We start from the raw sequence: 18,514 nt of genomic DNA on the forward strand, positions 1-18,514 counted from the left end.
ATGCTGAAAAAAATCGCCTTCTTTGCCGGTTCCGCCTTGTTCGCTGCCAACCTGATGGCGGCTGAGCCGGCCAAGGCGCCACACGTGTTGCTCGACACCACCAACGGCCAGATTGAAATCGAACTGGACCCGGTCAAGGCGCCGATCAGCACCAAGAACTTCCTGGCCTATGTCGACAAGGGCTTCTACACCAACACGATCTTTCACCGCGTGATCCCGGGCTTCATGGTTCAGGGCGGCGGGTTCACCCAGCAAATGTCGCAAAAGCCGACCGAAGCACCGATCAAGAACGAAGCCAGCAATGGCCTGCATAACGTGCGTGGCACCTTGTCCATGGCTCGCACCAATGACCCGAACTCGGCCACCAGCCAATTCTTCATCAACGTGGCTGACAATGCCTTCCTCGACCCGGGCCGCGATGCCGGTTATGCCGTGTTCGCCAAAGTGGTCAAGGGCATGGACGTGGTCGACATCATCGTCAACTCCCAGACCACCACCAAGCAAGGCATGCAGAACGTGCCTATCGATCCTGTGATCATCAAGTCGGCCAAGCGCATCGACTGAGGTCTGCAGGCAGCTTTGCGCGGTGCCCGCACGGCACCGTGCACCTTTGAAAGGAGAGCCCGCCCGGCGGGCGTCAAACCTAATGCTCTATCGTCGTTTTGAACAGCTGATCGATATTTTCCGCGACGCCCCCAGCGCGGCCCCTCCCGAAAAAGTCCTGCCCTTCTATCTCTATTACCTGCGCCAGGTGTGGCCGTGCTTCGCCGCGCTCTTGGTAGTGGGACTGGTCGGCGCCCTGATCGAAGTCGCGCTGTTCAGCTACCTGAGCCGCATCATCGACCTGGCCCAGGGCACGCCGCCGGCAAACTTCTTCCAGATCCACAGCGCCGAGCTGATCTGGATGGCCGTGGTCGCCCTGTTGCTGCGCCCGCTCTTCAACGGCCTGCATGACTTGCTGGTGCACCAGACCATCAACCCCGGCATGACCAGCCTGATCCGCTGGCAGAACCACAGCTACGTGCTCAAGCAGAGCCTGAATTTCTTCCAGAACGATTTTGCCGGGCGCATCGCCCAACGGATCATGCAAACCGGCAACTCCTTGCGTGACTCGGCGGTGGCGACCGCTGAGGCTATCTGGCACGTGTCGATCTACGCCATCAGTGCCCTGGTGTTGTTTGCCGAGGCCGATTGGCGGCTGATGATCCCGCTGATCACCTGGATCGTTTGCTACAGCCTGGCCCTGCGTTACTTCGTACCTCGTGTGAAAGAACGCTCGGTGGTCTCCTCGGAGGCGCGCTCCAAGTTGATGGGCCGAATTGTCGACGGCTATACCAACATCACCACCTTGAAGCTGTTCGCCCATACGCAGAATGAACAGGAATACGCCAAGCAAGCGATCATCGAGCAGACCGAAAAAACCCAACTGGCCGCCCGCGTGCTCACCAGCATGGACACCGTGATCTGTATTTTGAACGGCCTGCTGATCGTCACCACCACTGGCCTGGCCCTGTGGCTGTGGACACAGTCGCTGATCTCCGTGGGTGCGATTGCCCTGGCTACCGGGCTGGTGATCCGCATCGTCAACATGTCCGGCTGGATCATGTGGGTGGTCAACGGCATCTTCGAAAACATCGGCATCGTGCAGGACGGCCTGAAGACCATCGCCCAGCCACTGGCCGTGGTCGACCGTGAAAACGCGCCGCGCCTGACAGTGCCCCACGGCCAGGTGCGCTTTGAGCAGGTGGACTTCCACTACGGCAAAAAGAGCGGAATCATTGGCGGCCTGAACCTTGAGATCAAGGCCGGGGAAAAGATAGGTTTGATCGGCCCGTCCGGCGCAGGCAAATCGACGCTGGTCAACCTGCTGCTGCGCCTTTACGACCTGCAGGGCGGGCGCATCCTCATCGACGGCCAGGACATCGCCGAAGTGGCCCAGGAAAGCCTGCGCGCACAGATCGGCATGATCACCCAAGACACCTCGTTGCTGCACCGCTCGATCCGCGACAACCTGTTGTATGGCAAGCCCAACGCGACTGACGAAGAACTGTGGGCGGCGGTGCACAAGGCCCGTGCCGATGAGTTCATCCCGCTGCTGTCGGACTCCGAGGGACGCACCGGGCTGGATGCCCATGTGGGTGAGCGCGGGGTGAAACTCTCCGGCGGGCAACGTCAGCGTATCGCTATCGCCCGCGTGCTGCTCAAGGACGCGCCGATCCTGATCATGGACGAAGCCACCTCTGCGCTGGACTCGGAAGTGGAAGCGGCGATCCAGGAGAGCCTGGAAACCCTGATGCAGGGCAAGACGGTCATTGCGATTGCGCACCGGTTGTCGACCATCGCACGCATGGACCGCCTGGTGGTGCTGGAAAAAGGCCAGATCGCCGAAAGCGGCAGCCATTCCGAGTTGCTGGCATACGGCGGGCTTTATTCGCGGTTATGGCAGCATCAAACCGGGGGATTTGTCGGTATAGACTGATTTTGTTGGGTAAAGCCCCGCTCAATTCCGAACAATTCTGACAGCTTTCTCTATCTGACTGGTCTTGCGGCACAATCCTGCTGTACTGCAATCAGGCCCCAGGAGGGCCCTGATTTAAGGCGGCAGGGAAGCCACACAGACCGTTAATCAGATAGAGCAATCTAAGGAAGTGTTCATGTCACTGTTCAAACGTTCCGTAACGGAAGGACTGGGTACGTTTTGGCTGGTGTTGGGTGGCTGCGGGAGTGCGGTGTTGGCCGCAGCGTTCCCCAATGTAGGCATCGGCCTGCTCGGTGTGTCACTGGCTTTCGGGCTCACGGTACTGACCATGGCGTTTGCCATCGGGCATATCAGCGGTTGCCACCTTAACCCGGCCGTCTCGGTGGGGCTGGTGGTCGGCGGCAGGTTCCCGGCCAAGGAGTTGCCGGCCTACATCGTGTCCCAAGTGATCGGTGGCGCCATCGCTGCCGCACTGCTGTACTTCATCGCCAGCGGCAAACCCGGGTTCGAACTGGCCTCCGGGCTGGCAAGCAATGGTTACGGCGAGCATTCACCCGGTGGTTATTCCATGGCGGCAGGCTTTGTCTGTGAGCTGGTGATGACGGCGATGTTCGTGCTGATCATCCTCGGCGCCACCGACCGTCGAGCCCCGGCAGGCTTCGCGCCCATCGCCATTGGCCTGGGATTGACGCTGATCCACCTGATCTCCATCCCGGTGACCAACACCTCGGTCAACCCGGCCCGCAGCACAGGGCCTGCATTGATTGTCGGCGGCTGGGCGCTGCAGCAGTTGTGGCTGTTCTGGCTCGCGCCGATCCTCGGCGCGGTGATTGGCGGCATCACCTACCGATGGTTAGGTGCAGAGAAAACAGCTTGACCCACTCCCTGTAGGAGCGAGCTTGCTCGCGAAAAACGCCAACGATGACGCAGTGCTTACAGCTGTGAACCCGCGTCGCCTGCACGTTCTTCGCGAGCAAGCTCGCTCCTACAAGGTGTTTTACGGCTTGACCTCTATTGAATGCGCTTCAACCCTGGTGGGCTTGCATGTACTGACGCAACAATTGATTAATACGTGTCTGATATCCGGTGCCTTGACCTTTGAACCACTCCAGAACATCGGCATCCAGTCGAATGGTCACCGCCTGCTTAACCGGAACACGTAACTCGGCGCGTCGGAAAAATTCGGCGTCCAGCTCAGGAATATCGCTGGTGTCGATTTCTTTATCATTCATGTTGGCCAGGCGCTCCCAATCAGTTTTCGATGTTTGCGTCATAGTATTTGGCCTCCTTCTTGGTTGCTTTTCGCGCACAGATGATACGGATCACATCACCACACCGCTCGGTATATACGACCACACCCATTAACAATTTGATCCAGCCAATACTGATCCAACGCTCTTTGCCATAATCTGCCCGATCATCGCGCAAGGCCAGCATTGGATGCCGAAAAATATCTGGGACGTCGTTAAAGTCGATGCCGTGCTTAGAAATATTGGCTTTGTTCTTAGATTCATCCCACTCAAAATGCATGGCACATTCTGTATGTACGATTGTACATACAGATTAGCGATTTTATTGTTAGTCAGCACGGTTGCCAGACCGGTGGTTCAGACCTGCCGATAAGGCAAAGCCGCCCTCGCCTCTTCGGCATACGCCAGAACCCCAACGCGCTCTCGCTCAAGAAAATCCTCCACAGCGTTCTTCAACCCCGGGTGGCGCAAATAGTGCCATGAGCGCGTAATCACCGGTTCAAACCCGCGAATCAATTTGTGCTCCCCCTGGGCACCGGCATCGAAGCGTTGCAGGCCGTGGGCGATGGCGTAGTCCATGCCTTGGTAGAAGCAGGTTTCGAAATGCAGGCGGTCGAATTCCGCCAGGCACCCCCAGTAGCGGCCGTAGATGCTGTCGCCACCAAGCAGGCTGAAGGCCATGGCCACCGGGCGCGTGCCTTGTTTGGCCAAGACTACGCGGATGGCTGCGGGCATGCGCTCAGCCAGCAGGCTGAAAAACGCGCGGGTCAGGTAGGGCGATTGCCGGCGCACCGCGTAGGTGTTGGCGTAGCAGGCGTAGACAAAATCCCATTGGGCTTCGCTCAGCTCGTGGCCTTGCAACCACTCGAACTCGATACCCTGCCCCGCCACTTGTTCGCGCTCTTTGCGCATCTGTTTACGCTTGCGTGAACTCAGGGCGTCGAGGAAATCCTGGAAGTCGCGGTAGCCTCGGTTCTGCCAATGAAACTGACAACCCAGGCGTTGCAACCAGCCGGGGTGTTGGGCCATGGCTTCATCGGCGAGGGCATCGGTAAAGTTGATATGGGCGCTCGACAGGCCTTCGATCTCCAGATACCCCGGCAGGCTATTGAGCAATTCGAAAGCGTCTGCGGCACTGGCAGCCAACACGCGCGGCCCACCGACCGGGCTGAACGGCACGGCCGTCAGCAACTTGGGGTAGTAGTCGATGCCAGCGCGCTCGCAGGCGTCGGCCCAGCCGTGATCGAACACGTACTCGCCATAAGAATGCCATTTTCGATAACCCGGCAATGCCGCCATCAACCGGTCGCCTTCCCAGTGCAGCAAATGCTCCGTCTGCCAGCCCGAATGCGGGCCGACGCTGGCGCTGTCTTCCAGCGCGCTCAGAAACCCATGCTGCATAAACGGCTGGGCCTGTGGCATCAGGGCATCCCACGTGTGCGCAGCGATATCGGACAGGCTGTCCAGGCGTTGCAACGGCATCGGCATCCTCATTGTTTCTTGGCATGAAAACCTGGCGAGTATCGCTGATCACAGCCGCGCGCACATCCTCAAAACACGCGGACAGACCTCAAAACCCTTAGTTCCGTAGCGTAACGATTTGTCATCTAGATGAAATCACTTAGCCACTACTCCGTCATAAACGGTCGCGATACTGACGCCAGTTTTTAGAGCGTCCGGGTCTACCGGGCGACATTTTTCCGTCCGTCATGGGTCGGTTGTGTCCTGGAGGGTGTTGCCCTCCCTCCTCACTTTCGGAGATTGATATGCGTCTTGCTTCCACTAAAACTGCGGCGGTCCTGTGCGGCGGCCTGTTGCTGGCACTGAGCGTTCCGGCCAGCGCTGCAGTCGACGCTAAATTGCTCGACATGCTCAAGGCCAACGGCCAGATCACCGCGGCGCAGTACACCGAACTGCAAATGGAGCTGGCCAGGGATCAGAAAGAACAGCAGATCGCCCGCCAGGCTCAACAAGAGACCAACGAGCAGATCGCGGCCACTGCGAAAAAAACCAACGAGCTGAGCAGCTTCGACCAGAAATTGGCTTGGGCAGCCAAGACCCAGTTCAAGGGTGATGTGCGCTTCCGTCAGGAAACCATCAAGATCGACGGCGAGCCCAACAACGGTGGGCGTGACAAGGACCGTCAACGTATCCGTGCGCGCCTGGGTGCCTACACCGAAATCAACCCGCAAGTGGACACCGGTATCCGTATCGCCACCGGCGGCGGCGACGATGCACGTTCCACTAACCAGGACCAGGATGGTTACTTCGATAAGAAATCGATCTGGCTGGACCTCGGCTACATCGACTACCACCCGGACCAGATCAAGAACCTGCACGTGATCGGCGGCAAGATGCTGCAACCGTGGGTGAACATGGGCGACGTGATCTGGGATAGCGACATCAACCCTGAAGGCCTGGCCGTCACCTACAAATACCCGCTGGGGAGCAGCGCAGAACTGTTCGGCAGCCTGGGTAACTACAACCTCAAGGACAACGTGGACGGTGACGGCGTGCAATTTCGCCATGACCTGCGCCTGACGTCCGGCCAGTTGGGTACGCGTTTCTCGGTCACCGACAACCTGAAAATGACCTTGGGCGGCAGCATCTACGCCTACAAGAATGACGAAGACAGCCGTTGCACAACCACCACCACGCCTTGCGCATTGGCGGTCAACGGCAACTCGGCCAACAACGAATTCCGTTTGTACGAAGGCTTTGCACAAGCAGACATCGGCGGCCTGGCCGTGCCGCTGTCGTTCTACGGTCAGTACGTGAAAAACAACGATGCGGTGACCGACCAGGACACCGCCTGGTTGCTGGGTGCCAAGTCCAAGGTGTTCGGTTTGAACCTGGACTACAACTACCGCGACGTTCAACGTAACGCCGTCGTAGGCGCCTTCACCGATTCGGACTTCGCCAACGGCACCACCGGCTCGCGCGGTCACAAGATGAAAGTCAGCTACGACATCGACAAGAACTTCGCCATCGGCGCCACCTACTTCCTGACCAAGGCTGACTTCGCCAGCCGGACCCAGCGGGATGCCGACACCAACACCTTGCAGCTGGACGCTGAAGCCAAGTTCTGATGCCTAACGTGTAGGAGCGAGCTTGCTCGCGAAGAACCCACAGGCAACGCGGTTCTCCAGAATACCCGCGTTATCGTTGACGTTTTCGCGAGCAAGAACTAGGCGTCCCCCTCGCTCCTACATATCCTTACGTCGTTCGGCCACCAGTTGGTCGGCCAACGCATCCACCCCCTCCACCGGCTCCTGCGGCATACGCTTGAGCGTCGCCTGCATCAGGCGCATCTGACGGATAAAGCGCCGGCAGTTCGGGCAAAACATCAAGTGATGACGCACCATCAGACGCTCGCGAAAGGTCAATTGCCCATCGAGATAGTCACTGGAACGCGCTACTTGCTCTTTACAGGTCAACATTCGCCCGTTTCCTCAAAATGCTCCACCGTGGCGAAGACTTTAAGCCGTGCTCGATGCAACAGCACACGGACGTTGGAGAGTGAAAGGGTCAGAAGATTACAGATCTCTTCCAGCTCCAGGCCCTGGCGTTCACGCAACACCAACACGCTGCTTTGCAATTCGGACAAACTCAGAATCGTATGCTCCAGGCATTTGCGCAATTCATCTTCGGTCAGCAGCGCTTCCGGGGTGTCCTGGTGCCAGGCATACGGGGCGACAGCCCAATGGCCATCATCCGGGCTGAAGCGGTCATCACCGATAGTGCCGTGGGGTGAGGGCAAATCATCGAGCAGCACTTCCCGACGATTTTGTTTGTAACGACTCTTTGCGGAGTTGGCAGTAATGGTCAATAACCACGTCTTGAGGCTTGATCGCCCTTCGAACTTGGCCAGGTTGCGCACCACCGAGAGCCAGGCATCTTGCACCACCTCATCGGCATGGCGCTGGCCGACGATGGCATAGGCCACTGCCCGCATTGCACTCTGGTAGGTGTTGACCAAATCCTTATAAGCCCGCTGCTCACCCTTGAGCAGGCGTTGAAGCAGGTGCGTGTCGTCCGCTGCTGCCATCGTTTACCTCAATCTTGCCGTGGAAATACGGTCAATGTGGGAACTGGCTTGCCTGCGATCCAGACAACTCGGTGAATCAGGCACACCGAGCCGATGCCTTCGCAGGCAAGCCAGCTCCCACAGTTGACCGCGTCCGGCCACACACTCAGCGTTTGCGCAGGATCACACTGCCAATCGAATACCCGGCGCCAAAGGAGCTGAGGACGGCAACCGCGCCCTTGGGCAGGTCATCTTGATAAGTGTGGAACGCAATCACCGAGCCGGCCGAGCTGGTATTGGCGTAAGTATCGAGGATCACTGGCGCTTCTTCCACCGACGCGTCGCGCCCCAGCAGTTTCTTCACGATCAGGTGGTTCATGCTCAGGTTGGCCTGGTGCAGCCAGAAGCGCTTCACATCGGTGACACTCAGCTGGTTTTCTGCCAAGTGCTCGCCGATCAATTCGGCCACCATCGGGCAAACATCACGGAATACCTTGCGGCCTTCCTGCACGAACAGCTTGTCGGGGGCGCCGATGCCCTCTTCCGCCGTGCGGTTGAGAAAACCGAAGTTGTTGCGAATGTTGTTGGAGAACTTGGTCAGCAGCTTGGTGCTCACCACATCGAACTGATGTTCGGACGTCGCCAGGTCAGCACGCTCCAGGATCACCGCCGTGGCGGCGTCACCGAAGATGAAGTGGCTGTCACGGTCACGAAAGTTCAGGTGGCCGGTGCAGACTTCCGGGTTGACCATCAGGATCGCCCGGGCCTGGCCCAACTGGATGCTGTTGGCCGCGTTCTGGATGCCGAAGGTGGCCGAGGAGCACGCCACGTTCATGTCGAAACCGAAGCCCTGGATACCCAAGGCTTCCTGGACTTCAATGGCGATCGCCGGGTAGGCGCGTTGCAGGTTGGAGCAGGCGACGATCACGCCGTCGATGTCGGCGGCGGTCTTGCCGGCGCGCTGCAGGGCTTGTTCGGCGGCACCGATGGCCATCTGGCAAAGCACCGACCATTCATCGTTGCTGCGCTCGGGCAGGCGTGGGGCCATGCGCTGCGGATCGAGGATGCCGTCCTTGTCCATCACAAAACGGCTCTTGATGCCGGATGCTTTTTCGATGAATGCCGCGCTCGACTCAGTCAGCGCCTGCACATCGCCACGTTCGATAGCGGCGGCGTTGTCGGCATTGAACTGTTGTACGTAGGCATTGAAAGACTGCACCAGCTCTTCGTTGGAAATGCTGTTGGCCGGGGTGTACAGGCCAGTGCCGCTGATGACGACGTTATGCACGGTCGTTCCTCTAAATCTGTCAGGCAGAAGATATTGGTACCGTCGTACCAAACTTAAAGTGGTTTGATGTCATCCAGCGGGCATCAAACTGGCAATGCTTTTATTCACTCTTGTAACCGCGAAGTTTGCCACAACCCTGGGGATTTGGCGCTATAGGCCAGACAAACATCCCATTGTGGGATGGGGGCTTGCCCTGATGCCTGTAGGAGCGAGCTTGCTCGCGAAAAACTCACAGGCGCCGCGTTTATTCAGGAAACACGCGTTATCGTTGAGGTTTTTCGCGAGCAAGCTCGCTCCTACAGGGCTTCAGGGCTCTACCTGGCTCCATTGCTTGCTCAGGCGCTTATCGGAAATCGGTACCTTGGTGCCCAACTGCTGGGCAAACAGCGACACGCGGTATTCCTCCAGCCACCAGCGGTACAGCTCCAGTTGCGGGTCGCGCTTGCCTTCCTGGGTATGTTTGTTCAGGCGGTTCTGGTACTGCGCCCACAAACCGCCCAATTCGCTGCTCCACACCCGGTCCTTTTGCACCTGGCTCGGCAGTTTTTCCAGGCGCAGCTCAATGGCCTTGAGGAAACGCGGCAGTTCCTTGAACCACTGGGCCGGGGTTTCCCGCACAAAGCCTGGGTACACCAGGTTGCTCAGTTGCTGCTTGATATCGTTCAAGGCCACGGCCTGGGCCAGGTCGATCTTGCCCTTGAAGCGTTTTTGCAGGCCGTGCCAGAGTTTCAGCACCTCCAGGGTCAGGCGTGCCAGGCGTTCGGCGTGCTCAGTCCAACTGCCGCGCTTGCGTTCAGCCAAGGCCGCCAAACCCGCGCCATCGCGTGGCAGGCTGTCTTCGCCTTCAAGTACACAGGTATCGAGGCTGGCCAGCAGGATGTCTTCCACCAGCGCGTCGATACGCCCCAGTTCACGGTACATCAAGCCCAACTCGGTCAAGCCCGGCAATTTGCCGCGCAGGAATTTCGCCGGTTCCGCCAATTGCTGCATCAGCAGGCGCTGCAAGGCGCGACGGTGCTGGAACTCGGCTTCGGCAGCGGTAGAGAAACGCCCCTCCTTGACCGTGCCGTTCTCTTCCACCAGGGCCGGGTACACCGTCATCGACAGGCCGGCGATGTTCTGCTGGGTTTTTTCCGCCACCGCCGCAAACACCTTGGCCTCTACCGGCTGCTGGCTTTTCGCGGTTTGCGGCACGGCCAAGGCGGCCTGGCTGGCTTCGGCGAACCGTGCGGTCAGCTCGGCCAGGTCGCGGCCTTCGCCGAGGAACTTGCCCTGGCCGTCGACCACTTCCAGATTCATCTTCAGGTGGTTTTCCACCTGCTGCGCCGCCTCGGCCCACGCCTCATCGCTGACCCGCGCGCCGGTCATGCGCAGCAATTCACGCCCCAGCGCCTGGGGCAGCGAACCCTGGCCGAACTCGATGCGTTGCAGCGCGGCCTTGACGAAGTCCGGCACCGGCACAAAGTTTTTGCGCAGCGCCTTGGGCAAGTTGCGCACCAGGGCGATGCACTTGGCTTCGATCAACCCCGGCACCAGCCACTCCAGGCGCTCGGCTGGCAACGCCGGCAACAACGGCGCCGGCACCCGCAGGGTCACGCCGTCACGGGGGTGGTTGGGTTCGAAGTGGTAACTCAGGGCCAGGGCCAGGTCGCCCAAGTGCAAGGTGTCCGGGTAATGCGCGGCGGTGACTTCGCTGGCCTCGCGGGCCAGTACGTCTTCTTCGCGCATGATCAGCAGTTGCGGGTCTTTCTGGCTGTTGACCTTGTACCAACTGTCAAAGGTGGCGGTCTGGTGAATCTCTGCGGGCAGGCGCGCATCGTAGAAGGCGTACAGGGTTTCTTCGTCGGCCAGGATGTCGCGACGGCGAGCCTTGGCTTCCAGCTCGTCGAGTTGCTCCAGCAGTTTCTGGTTGGCCGTCAGGCACTTGGCACGGGACTGAATCTCGCCGCGCACCAGGCCCTCACGAATAAACAACTCGCGAGACACCACCGGGTCAATCGGCCCGTAATGCACCGGGCGGCGACCCACCACAATCAGGCCGAACAGAGTGATCTGCTCAAACGCCACGACCTGGCCGCGCTTCTTCTCCCAATGGGGTTCGAAGTGGTTTTTCTTGATCAGGTGCCCGGCCAGCGGTTCGATCCAATCCGCGTCGATTTTCGCCACCATGCGTGCATAGAGCTTGGTGGTTTCCACCAGTTCGGCGGTCATCAGCCATTGCGGGCGCTTCTTGCCGATGCCCGAAGACGGGTGAATCCAGAAGCGACGCTGGCGCGCTCCGAGGTAATCGCCGTCTTCGGTCTTCTGGCCGATCTGGCTAAGCAGGCCGGACAACACGGCTTTATGCAGCTTCGGATAATCGGCGGGCTCTTTGTTGAGGCTCAACTGCATGTCGCGGCAGATCAGGCTCAATTGGCGATGGGAGTCGCGCCACTCGCGCAGGCGCAAGTAGTTGAGGAAGTTCTTGCGGCACCAGTTGCGCAACGGGCTAGCGGTCAGTTCCTGGCGCTGCTCCTCGAAACCGCGCCACAGGTTGACCAACCCGGCGAAGTCCGAATCCGGGTCTTTCCACTGCGCGTGGGCCTGGTCGGCCGCTTGTTGACGCTCTGGCGGCCGCTCGCGCGGGTCCTGGATCGACATGGCGCTGGCGACGATCAACACTTCCTGCAAACTGCCGAGCTTGGCCGCTTCCAGCAACATACGGCCCATGCGCGGGTCCACCGGCAAGCGGGCGAGCTGGCGGCCCAACGGCGTGAGCTGGCTGTTGCGGTCTACCGCCGAGAGTTCTTGCAGCAGGTTGAAACCGTCGCTGATGGCCTTGCCATCCGGCGGTTCGATAAACGGGAAATCGGTAATCTCGCCCAGGCGCAGGTGCAGCATCTGCAGGATCACGGCCGCGAGGTTGGTACGCAGGATCTCCGGGTCGGTAAATTCCGGGCGCCCGATAAAATCTTCTTCGCTGTACAGGCGTACGCAAATACCCGGTTCAACCCGGCCGCAACGGCCTTTACGCTGGTTGGCGCTGGCCTGGGAAATAGCCTCGATGGGCAAACGCTGCACCTTGGCGCGGTAGCTGTAGCGGCTGATGCGCGCCGTGCCGCTGTCGATCACATAGCGAATGCCCGGCACGGTCAGCGAGGTTTCCGCGACGTTGGTCGCCAGTACCACGCGCCGGCCCGGGTGGGACTGGAAAATGCGCTGCTGCTCGGCCGGCGACAGCCGTGCGTACAACGGCAAAATCTCGGTGTGCTTGAGCTGGGCCTTGCGCAGCATGTCGGCCGCGTCACGAATCTCGCGCTCGCCGGGCAAAAACACCAGCACGTCGCCAGGGCTGCGCCGTTCGCTGCGTTCATAGGCGGCGATTTCATCGAGGGTAGCAAGGATCGCCTGGTCGACAGTCAGGTCGTCCTCGACGCGGTTGCCCTCCTCGTCCTGTTCCAGGGTGAGCGGGCGATACCAGGTGTCCACCGGGAAGGTACGGCCCGACACCTCGACAATCGGCGCATCGTCAAAATGCTTGGAAAAGCGCTCCAGGTCGATGGTGGCCGAGGTGATGATGACTTTCAGGTCGGGGCGACGCGGCAACAGGGTCTTGAGGTAGCCGAGCAGGAAGTCGATGTTCAGGCTGCGTTCGTGAGCTTCGTCGACGATGATCGTGTCGTAGCGTTCCAGGTAACGGTCGTTCTGGGTTTCGGCCAGCAGGATGCCGTCGGTCATCAGCTTGATCAGGGTGTTGGCATCGCTCTGGTCTTCAAAGCGCACTTGATAGCCGACCAGAGCGCCTAGCGGCGTGGCCAACTCTTCAGCGACGCGGCTGGCGACACTGCGCGCGGCGATCCGACGCGGCTGGGTATGGCCGATCAGGCCGAACTGGCCGCGGCCGATTTCCAGGCAGATTTTCGGCAACTGCGTGGTTTTACCCGAGCCGGTCTCACCGGCGATGATCAGCACCTGGTGCTTGTTCAGCGCGTCTTTGATCTCATCGCGCTTGGCAGCAATCGGCAGGCTGTCGTCGTAGCGAATCACCGGCAGGCTGGCGCGCCGCGCCGTAACCTGCGCGCAAGATGCCTGCATGCGCGCCACCCACTGCGCCATTTTGTCCTCGTCGGGCTTCTTGCGCAGCTCAAGCAACTGGCGCCGCAAGCGGTGGCGGTCGGCGAGCATGGCGTGATCGAGGGTTTTGAGCAGTTGGTCGAGGGTGGGTGCTTGGTCAGTCATCAGCTATTTCGACGGTCATCTATTTATGCACGGCCGGCAAGTGTGGCAGAAAAGCAGCCCATCTGGCAGGCGGTTGAGCTTCAACGGGTGTAAACCGAACCAAAATGTGGGAGCGGGCTTGCTCGCGAATGCGGTGTGTCAGTCACAGATGGATCAACTGAACCACCGCATTCGCGAGCAAGCCCGCTCCCACAAAGGGGGGAATAGGTTATAGAGGGTCTTTTCGGCGGTAGGGGAAGACGTCGATCACCTTGCCGGCACGAATCGCGTCCTGCAGGCCTTTCCAGTAATCAGCGTTGTACAACTCGCCATGCAGTTCATCGAACAATCGGCGTTGCCCGGCGTCGGCAAACAGGAACGGCGGGAACTCTTCGGGGAACACGTCCAGCGGGCCGATGGAGTACCAGGGCTCGGAGGCCATTTCATCCTCGGGGGTGCGCGGCGCGGGGATATGGCGGAAGTTGGCTTCAGTGAGAAAGCAGATTTCGTCGTAGTCGTAGAACACCACGCGGCCGTGGCGGGTGACGCCAAAGTTCTTGAGCAGCATGTCGCCGGGGAAGATATTCGCCGCCGCCAGTTGCTTGATCGCCAGGCCGTAATCCTCCAATGCTTCGCGCACCTGGGCGGGGTTGGCGTTGTCGAGGTAAAGGTTGAGCGGGGTCATGCGTCGCTCGGTCCAGCAGTGGCGGATAAGCACGGTGTCGCCCTCTACCTCCACAGTACCGGCGGCGACTTCCAGCAACTCGGCCAGGCACTCGGGCTCGAACTTGCTCAAGGGGAAGCGGAAGTCGGCGAACTCCTGGGTGTCGGCCATGCGCCCTACCCGGTCGACGCTTTTCACCAGGCGGTACTTTTCGATCACCGTGGCGCGGTTGACGTTTTTCGACGGCGAAAAGCGGTCCTTGATGATCTTGAACACCGTATTGAAACCCGGCAGCGTGAACACGCTCATGACCATACCGCGCACGCCGGGGGCCATGATGAACTGGTCGTCGGTGGTGGCCAGGTGGTTGATCAGCGCGCGGTAGAACTCGGATTTGCCGTGCTTGTAGAAACCGATGGAGGTGTACAGCTCGGCAATGTGCTTGCCCGGCAGGATGCGCTTGAGAAAGCCGATGAACTCGGCGGGCACCGGTACATCGACCATGAAATAGGAACGGGTGAACGAGAAGATGATCGACACGTCGGCTTCGTCGGTGATCAACGCATCGATCTGAATGCCACGCCCTTCGCGGTGCAACAGCGGAATCACCAGCGGCCATTGTTCGTCGCGGGTGTAGATGCGCCCCACGAGGTAGGCGCCTTTGTTGCGGTACAGCACCGAGGAAAACAACTCGACTTTGAGGTCTGGGTCCTTGCACACCCAATCCGGCAGGTTTTCCCGCAACTGGGCTTCGAGGCGGCGCAGGTCGGCGGGCAGGTCGGCGTAGGGCTCGCTGAAGCTGTAGTCAGAGAACACCTGCGCGAGCATGTTCGAAATTTTACCGGCCGGCGTGTAGATGCGGGTTTGCGCCGCCCGCGCCCGGCGCAGGCTTGGCCGGGTGGTGTGGATGAACATGCAGCCGCCGCTGATCAGGTCATGGCTGAACAAACCGCAGAAGATCGAGTTGTACCAGGTCTCGGACAGCTCATCGTCAAAGCGCAGGTCGATCAAGCCGATATAAGCGCTTTTTACCAAGGGCCACTGGCCGATGTCCTGCAACGTTGCCGCGTCAAAACTGGCGCGCAGGCGGGTCGTCACCTCAGCGACTTTCTCTTCATAGAGGTTGATGCGCGCCGCCGACGCGGCCTGCCCCAGCTGCCACTGGGCCTTCTCGAAGCGCTCACGGGCACCATCGGTGATCTGGCGGAAGTGCTCACGGTAATCGTCGAAACCGTCGAGGATCATCCGGGCGATAGCGAGGGCGGACTGCGACATGCGGGAAACCTCGAACGGGTATCTGGAAGCCCAGAGCTTAGCCAGTGAACCGAGGCAGGAGAAGAATGATTTTGCACGGGGGCGAACTGACTGCAATTAGCCATTGTGCCGACCTGCCCGCTGGGCAACACTTCTGCGCCCGATTGGCGTAGGAGTTTTCCGTGAGACCTGTTGACACCCTGTATCTGCTGGGGCTGGCTGCCATCTGGGGCGCGAGTTTCCTGTTCATGCGCATGATCGCGCCGGAAATCGGCACGGTGCCCACCGCGTTTTTCCGCGTGTCGATTGCCGCCGCGGGTTTATTGGTGATCCTGGCGATGCTGCGCGTGAGCTGGGATTTCCAGGGCAAGTTCAAGACGGTCCTGCTGCTGGGGGTGATCAACTCGGGGATTCCCGCGACTATGTACTCGGTGGCGGCGCAGGTACTGCCGGCGGGCTATTCGGCGATTTTCAACGCCACCACACCGTTGATGGGTGTGTTGATTGGCGGGCTGTTCTTCAGCGAACGCCTGACGCCGTCGAAAATCGCGGGGGTGGCCCTGGGGCTGTTTGGCGTGGCTGTCCTGACCCGCGCGGGGCCGGTGGCGTTTGATGCGCCGTTGTTGATGGGCGCGTTGGCGTGCCTGCTGGCAACCACCTGCTATGGCTTTGCCGGCTTCCTGGCGCGGCGTTGGCTGGACCAGCGCGGCGGGTTGGACAGCCGTCTCTCGGCCTTGGGCAGCATGTTGGGGGCGACGTTGTTTCTGCTGCCGTTCTTTGCCTACAGCGCCATCAGCCATCCACCGGCGAGCTGGGGCGGCTGGCAGGTGTGGTCGTCGCTGCTGGGGTTGGGGCTGGTGTGTACGGCGTTTGCCTACATCCTGTACTTTCGCCTGTTGTCATCCATTGGCCCGGTCAAATCGATGACTGTGACCTTCATGATCCCGCCGTTCGGCGTGTTGTGGGGCGCATTGCTGTTGGATGAGCCGTTGTCCATGGCTCATCTGTATGGCGGGGTGTTGATCGCCGGGGCGTTGTGGTTGGTGCTGCGCCGCACCAAATGACCACCTCATTACTGTAGGAGCGAGGGGGACGCCTAGTTCTTGCTCGCGAAAAACCCGAGAGCCCCTCGTTCATTCAGGATGCCCTCGTTATCGTTGACGTTCTTCGCGAGCAAGCTCGCTCCTACAAGGTGGGGTGGTTTTTAGTGCTTACGGAACACGAAGACCAACCCGACGATGATCAACGCCATTCCCAACACGCTCAACAGGGCCAGGCGATTGCCGAAGATCAGGTAGTCCATCACCGCCGTCACCGCTGGCACTAGATAAAACAAACTGGTGACATTCACCAGGTTGCCCCGGGCGATCAGGCGGTACAGCAACAGCGTCGCCAGCACGGACACCACCAGCCCCATCCACAGCACCGGCAGGTAAAAGCGTGCACTGTGTTCAAAGTGGAACGGCTGGAACGGCACGAACACCGCGCACAGCAGCAACCCGGCCAGGTATTGCAGTGGCAGCGTGCCCAAGGGGTTGTCGGTGATGCGCTTTTGCATGATCGAGCCAAACGTCATGCTCGCCAGCGCCAGCAGCCCGAACAGCATCCCCGCCAGGGACATGCCCGCCAGCCCGATGCCCTGGTACACCACCATGATCAAGCCCGCCAACCCCAACCCCAGGCCAAACAGCCGGCGCCAGGAGCGTTGGCGCTCCATCAGTACCACGGTAAGGATCGGCTGCACGCCCATGATGGTCGCCATCACCCCAGGGGTGACGTTGAGGTCCAGGGCCAGCAGATAGAAAATCTGGTAGGCACCCAGCAACACCAGGCCCGTCGCCGCCGCATACAGCAGGGGTTTGCCGGGACGTGGCAGCTTCAACTTGAGGATCGGTACCAACACCACCAACCCCATCAGGGCGATGGCAAAGCGGATCAGCAGAAAGGCAAAGGGCGAAGCATGGGCCAGGCCCAACTTGGAGAAGATCGCCCCGCTGCTCCACAGCAGGACAAACACGCTCGTCGAGGCCGCCGCGGCCACGGATTGTTTTGAAAGCACAGACATGGTTACCACCTGTTATCAGGCCAAAAAGCCGACTCAGTAGAAACTGAATTTCAGTAGGTTTTTTTCAGGCAGGCACGGGGCAACAGCGAATCGCTGATCAGCCCGAAATGCCAACACCCGGCGGTGATACAACTGCGTACACCGGCGTGCTACTGACAGGTGGGGGGTAGTGACTGATCTGCGCAGGCTGCTTGCCACGGCACGGCACGACCACAGCGTTGACCGCTGAATCGACTACCGCTATGCGCTGGGAAGCTGGCATGTGCTGATCTTTTTTGAAGGGATAAAGACGCGACGACTATAACCAGCCGTAAATACATTTTGCAATCCTTTCCCTCTTGCCTTGTACGTGGAGGCGTTTTCATGCCCTAGAACCTGGCCACTCGCTATAATGCCGCCCGGATTTTTCGAAGGATTTCACATGATTGCTTTGCCCTGGCTGTACCTCACCCTACTTTCCATTGGCTATGTCGTGGCCTTGATCTACGGCCAACTGGGCGTACTGGCGGCGGTCTCCATCGCACTGCTGCTGGTGGCCGGGTATGCCGTACGCCAGCAACGCAACCCGTGGGCGCGCTACCTGGGCCACGGCTTGTTTATCGTCCTGGCCCTGGGCCTGGCGATGCACTGGTTGCCGGGGTTCTATAACGGCCGTGGTATCGCGCCCCAGCGTTTCACTCCGGACTCAGTGCCCTTCTCGATGTACCTGAACCAGGACAAACCCCTGATCGGCTTCTGGCTGTTGCTGGCCTGCCCGTGGATTGTGGCGCGGCGCTCATTGCGTCTGTCGATCTGCGTGACGGCCGTGGCCCTGACCCTGGCCGCTATCGCCGCCTTGGGTGGCGCGGCCCTGATGGGGATGATCAGTTGGGCGCCCAAGTGGCCGGACGAGGCGTGGCTGTGGGTGTTGAATAACCTGCTGCTGGTGACGCTGGTCGAAGAAGCGCTGTTTCGCGGGTATATCCAGGGCGGCCTGAGCCGACGCTTCAAACACCTGCCCTATGGCGAGAACCTCGCGCTGCTGCTGGCCTCACTGTTATTCGGCCTGGTGCATTTTGCTGCGGGTTGGCAGTGGATGCTGCTGGCGAGTATTGCTGGCGTGGGTTACGGCCTGGCCTATCGCTTTGGTGGCTTGGGCGCGGCGATTGCCACGCACTTTGGCTTGAATCTGCTGCACTTCGGCCTGTTCACCTACCCGATGCTCGCCGGCTAAACCTTTCTTCTGTAGGAGCGAGCTTGCTCGCTCCTACAGGGGCAACGCCGTTCGCAGGATTGTTGCAAAAATAAGTT

General features: G+C 60.0%; 15 protein-coding genes. 6 read left to right on the forward strand and 9 right to left on the reverse strand.

The window, feature by feature from the left end; genetic code table 11:
• From N2A98_RS19105 to aqpZ, 3 genes are all read left to right on the forward strand, one after another.
• On the forward strand, positions 1 to 564 hold the full coding sequence (locus N2A98_RS19105; RefSeq protein ID WP_014719428.1) for a peptidylprolyl isomerase A: 564 nt from the start codon (positions 1 to 3) through the stop codon (positions 562 to 564).
• A gap of 82 nt (positions 565 to 646) precedes the next feature.
• The gene (locus N2A98_RS19110) at positions 647 to 2,479 is read left to right on the forward strand and encodes an ABC transporter ATP-binding protein (RefSeq protein ID WP_044275038.1); all 1,833 of its coding nucleotides are present in this window, start codon (positions 647 to 649) and stop codon (positions 2,477 to 2,479) included.
• 175 nt (positions 2,480 to 2,654) lie between these two features.
• Positions 2,655 to 3,356: an aquaporin Z gene (gene aqpZ / locus N2A98_RS19115; protein ID WP_044275039.1), complete on the forward strand. Its 702-nt coding sequence runs from the start codon at positions 2,655 to 2,657 to the stop codon at positions 3,354 to 3,356.
• A 148-nt stretch (positions 3,357 to 3,504) separates the two neighbouring features.
• On the opposite strand, the gene N2A98_RS19120 is transcribed toward aqpZ, so the two are convergent.
• From N2A98_RS19120 to N2A98_RS19130, 3 genes are all read right to left on the reverse strand, one after another.
• A complete protein-coding gene (locus N2A98_RS19120) occupies positions 3,505 to 3,753 on the reverse strand; it encodes a BrnA antitoxin family protein (RefSeq protein ID WP_032895852.1) in 249 nt (82 codons plus the stop codon).
• On the reverse strand, positions 3,731 to 4,009 hold the full coding sequence (locus N2A98_RS19125; RefSeq protein WP_275622506.1) for a BrnT family toxin: 279 nt from the start codon (positions 4,007 to 4,009) through the stop codon (positions 3,731 to 3,733). Before N2A98_RS19125 ends, N2A98_RS19120 begins: the two co-directional genes overlap by 23 nt.
• Positions 4,010 to 4,086: 77 nt before the next feature.
• A complete protein-coding gene (locus N2A98_RS19130) occupies positions 4,087 to 5,211 on the reverse strand; it encodes a GNAT family N-acetyltransferase (protein ID WP_044275043.1) in 1,125 nt (374 codons plus the stop codon).
• A gap of 284 nt (positions 5,212 to 5,495) precedes the next feature.
• Between N2A98_RS19130 and N2A98_RS19135 the strand changes: the two genes are divergently transcribed.
• A complete protein-coding gene (locus tag N2A98_RS19135; protein WP_003193136.1) occupies positions 5,496 to 6,818 on the forward strand; it encodes a putative porin in 1,323 nt (440 codons plus the stop codon).
• Between the two features lie 117 nt (positions 6,819 to 6,935).
• On the opposite strand, the gene N2A98_RS19140 is transcribed toward N2A98_RS19135, so the two are convergent.
• The 5 genes from N2A98_RS19140 to aceK form a co-directional block, all read right to left on the reverse strand.
• Entirely contained in the window at positions 6,936 to 7,169 is a 234-nt protein-coding gene (locus N2A98_RS19140) for a zf-HC2 domain-containing protein (RefSeq protein WP_044275044.1), read from the reverse strand.
• Positions 7,163 to 7,777: an RNA polymerase sigma factor gene (locus tag N2A98_RS19145; protein ID WP_032895849.1), complete on the reverse strand. Its 615-nt coding sequence runs from the start codon at positions 7,775 to 7,777 to the stop codon at positions 7,163 to 7,165. Before N2A98_RS19145 ends, N2A98_RS19140 begins: the two co-directional genes overlap by 7 nt.
• Positions 7,778 to 7,922: 145 nt before the next feature.
• Complete coding sequence (locus tag N2A98_RS19150; protein ID WP_003193141.1) at positions 7,923 to 9,044, reverse strand: beta-ketoacyl-ACP synthase III; 1,122 nt, start codon at positions 9,042 to 9,044, stop codon at positions 7,923 to 7,925.
• Positions 9,045 to 9,350: 306 nt separating this feature from the next.
• Positions 9,351 to 13,262, reverse strand: coding sequence for an ATP-dependent RNA helicase HrpA (gene hrpA, locus N2A98_RS19155; protein WP_044275046.1), 3,912 nt, complete (start codon positions 13,260 to 13,262; stop codon positions 9,351 to 9,353).
• Positions 13,263 to 13,470: 208 nt separating this feature from the next.
• A complete protein-coding gene (gene aceK / locus N2A98_RS19160; RefSeq protein WP_275622507.1) occupies positions 13,471 to 15,180 on the reverse strand; it encodes a bifunctional isocitrate dehydrogenase kinase/phosphatase in 1,710 nt (569 codons plus the stop codon).
• A gap of 161 nt (positions 15,181 to 15,341) precedes the next feature.
• Here aceK and N2A98_RS19165 point away from each other — a divergent pair, with 161 nt between their 5' ends.
• Positions 15,342 to 16,223 (forward strand): DMT family transporter, encoded by an 882-nt coding sequence (locus N2A98_RS19165; RefSeq protein ID WP_047711542.1) that lies wholly within the window; start codon positions 15,342 to 15,344, stop codon positions 16,221 to 16,223.
• 140 nt (positions 16,224 to 16,363) lie between these two features.
• Here the strand turns inward: N2A98_RS19165 and N2A98_RS19170 are convergent, their stop codons facing one another.
• Entirely contained in the window at positions 16,364 to 17,224 is an 861-nt protein-coding gene (locus N2A98_RS19170) for a DMT family transporter (RefSeq protein WP_032895843.1), read from the reverse strand.
• Positions 17,225 to 17,645: 421 nt separating this feature from the next.
• Between N2A98_RS19170 and N2A98_RS19175 the strand changes: the two genes are divergently transcribed.
• Positions 17,646 to 18,437: a CPBP family intramembrane glutamic endopeptidase gene (locus N2A98_RS19175; protein WP_032895842.1), complete on the forward strand. Its 792-nt coding sequence runs from the start codon at positions 17,646 to 17,648 to the stop codon at positions 18,435 to 18,437.
• Positions 18,438 to 18,514 lie beyond the last annotated feature (77 nt).

This window comes from Pseudomonas sp. FJ2-5-13 (assembly GCF_029201605.1).
Classification (GTDB): Bacteria; Pseudomonadota; Gammaproteobacteria; order Pseudomonadales; family Pseudomonadaceae; genus Aquipseudomonas; species Aquipseudomonas lactis.

Coding starts and splice junctions, on each gene's coding strand:
- N2A98_RS19105 (WP_014719428.1), top strand. CDS start 1: ATGCTGAAAAAAATCGCCTTCTTTGCCGGTTCCGCCTTGTTCGCTGCC.
- N2A98_RS19110 (WP_044275038.1), top strand. CDS start 647: ATGCTCTATCGTCGTTTTGAACAGCTGATCGATATTTTCCGCGACGCC.
- aqpZ (WP_044275039.1), top strand. CDS start 2,655: ATGTCACTGTTCAAACGTTCCGTAACGGAAGGACTGGGTACGTTTTGG.
- N2A98_RS19120 (WP_032895852.1), bottom strand. CDS start 3,753: ATGACGCAAACATCGAAAACTGATTGGGAGCGCCTGGCCAACATGAAT.
- N2A98_RS19125 (WP_275622506.1), bottom strand. CDS start 4,009: ATGCATTTTGAGTGGGATGAATCTAAGAACAAAGCCAATATTTCTAAG.
- N2A98_RS19130 (WP_044275043.1), bottom strand. CDS start 5,211: ATGCCGTTGCAACGCCTGGACAGCCTGTCCGATATCGCTGCGCACACG.
- N2A98_RS19135 (WP_003193136.1), top strand. CDS start 5,496: ATGCGTCTTGCTTCCACTAAAACTGCGGCGGTCCTGTGCGGCGGCCTG.
- N2A98_RS19140 (WP_044275044.1), bottom strand. CDS start 7,169: ATGTTGACCTGTAAAGAGCAAGTAGCGCGTTCCAGTGACTATCTCGAT.
- N2A98_RS19145 (WP_032895849.1), bottom strand. CDS start 7,777: ATGGCAGCAGCGGACGACACGCACCTGCTTCAACGCCTGCTCAAGGGT.
- hrpA (WP_044275046.1), bottom strand. CDS start 13,262: ATGACTGACCAAGCACCCACCCTCGACCAACTGCTCAAAACCCTCGAT.
- aceK (WP_275622507.1), bottom strand. CDS start 15,180: ATGTCGCAGTCCGCCCTCGCTATCGCCCGGATGATCCTCGACGGTTTC.
- N2A98_RS19170 (WP_032895843.1), bottom strand. CDS start 17,224: ATGTCTGTGCTTTCAAAACAATCCGTGGCCGCGGCGGCCTCGACGAGC.
- N2A98_RS19175 (WP_032895842.1), top strand. CDS start 17,646: ATGATTGCTTTGCCCTGGCTGTACCTCACCCTACTTTCCATTGGCTAT.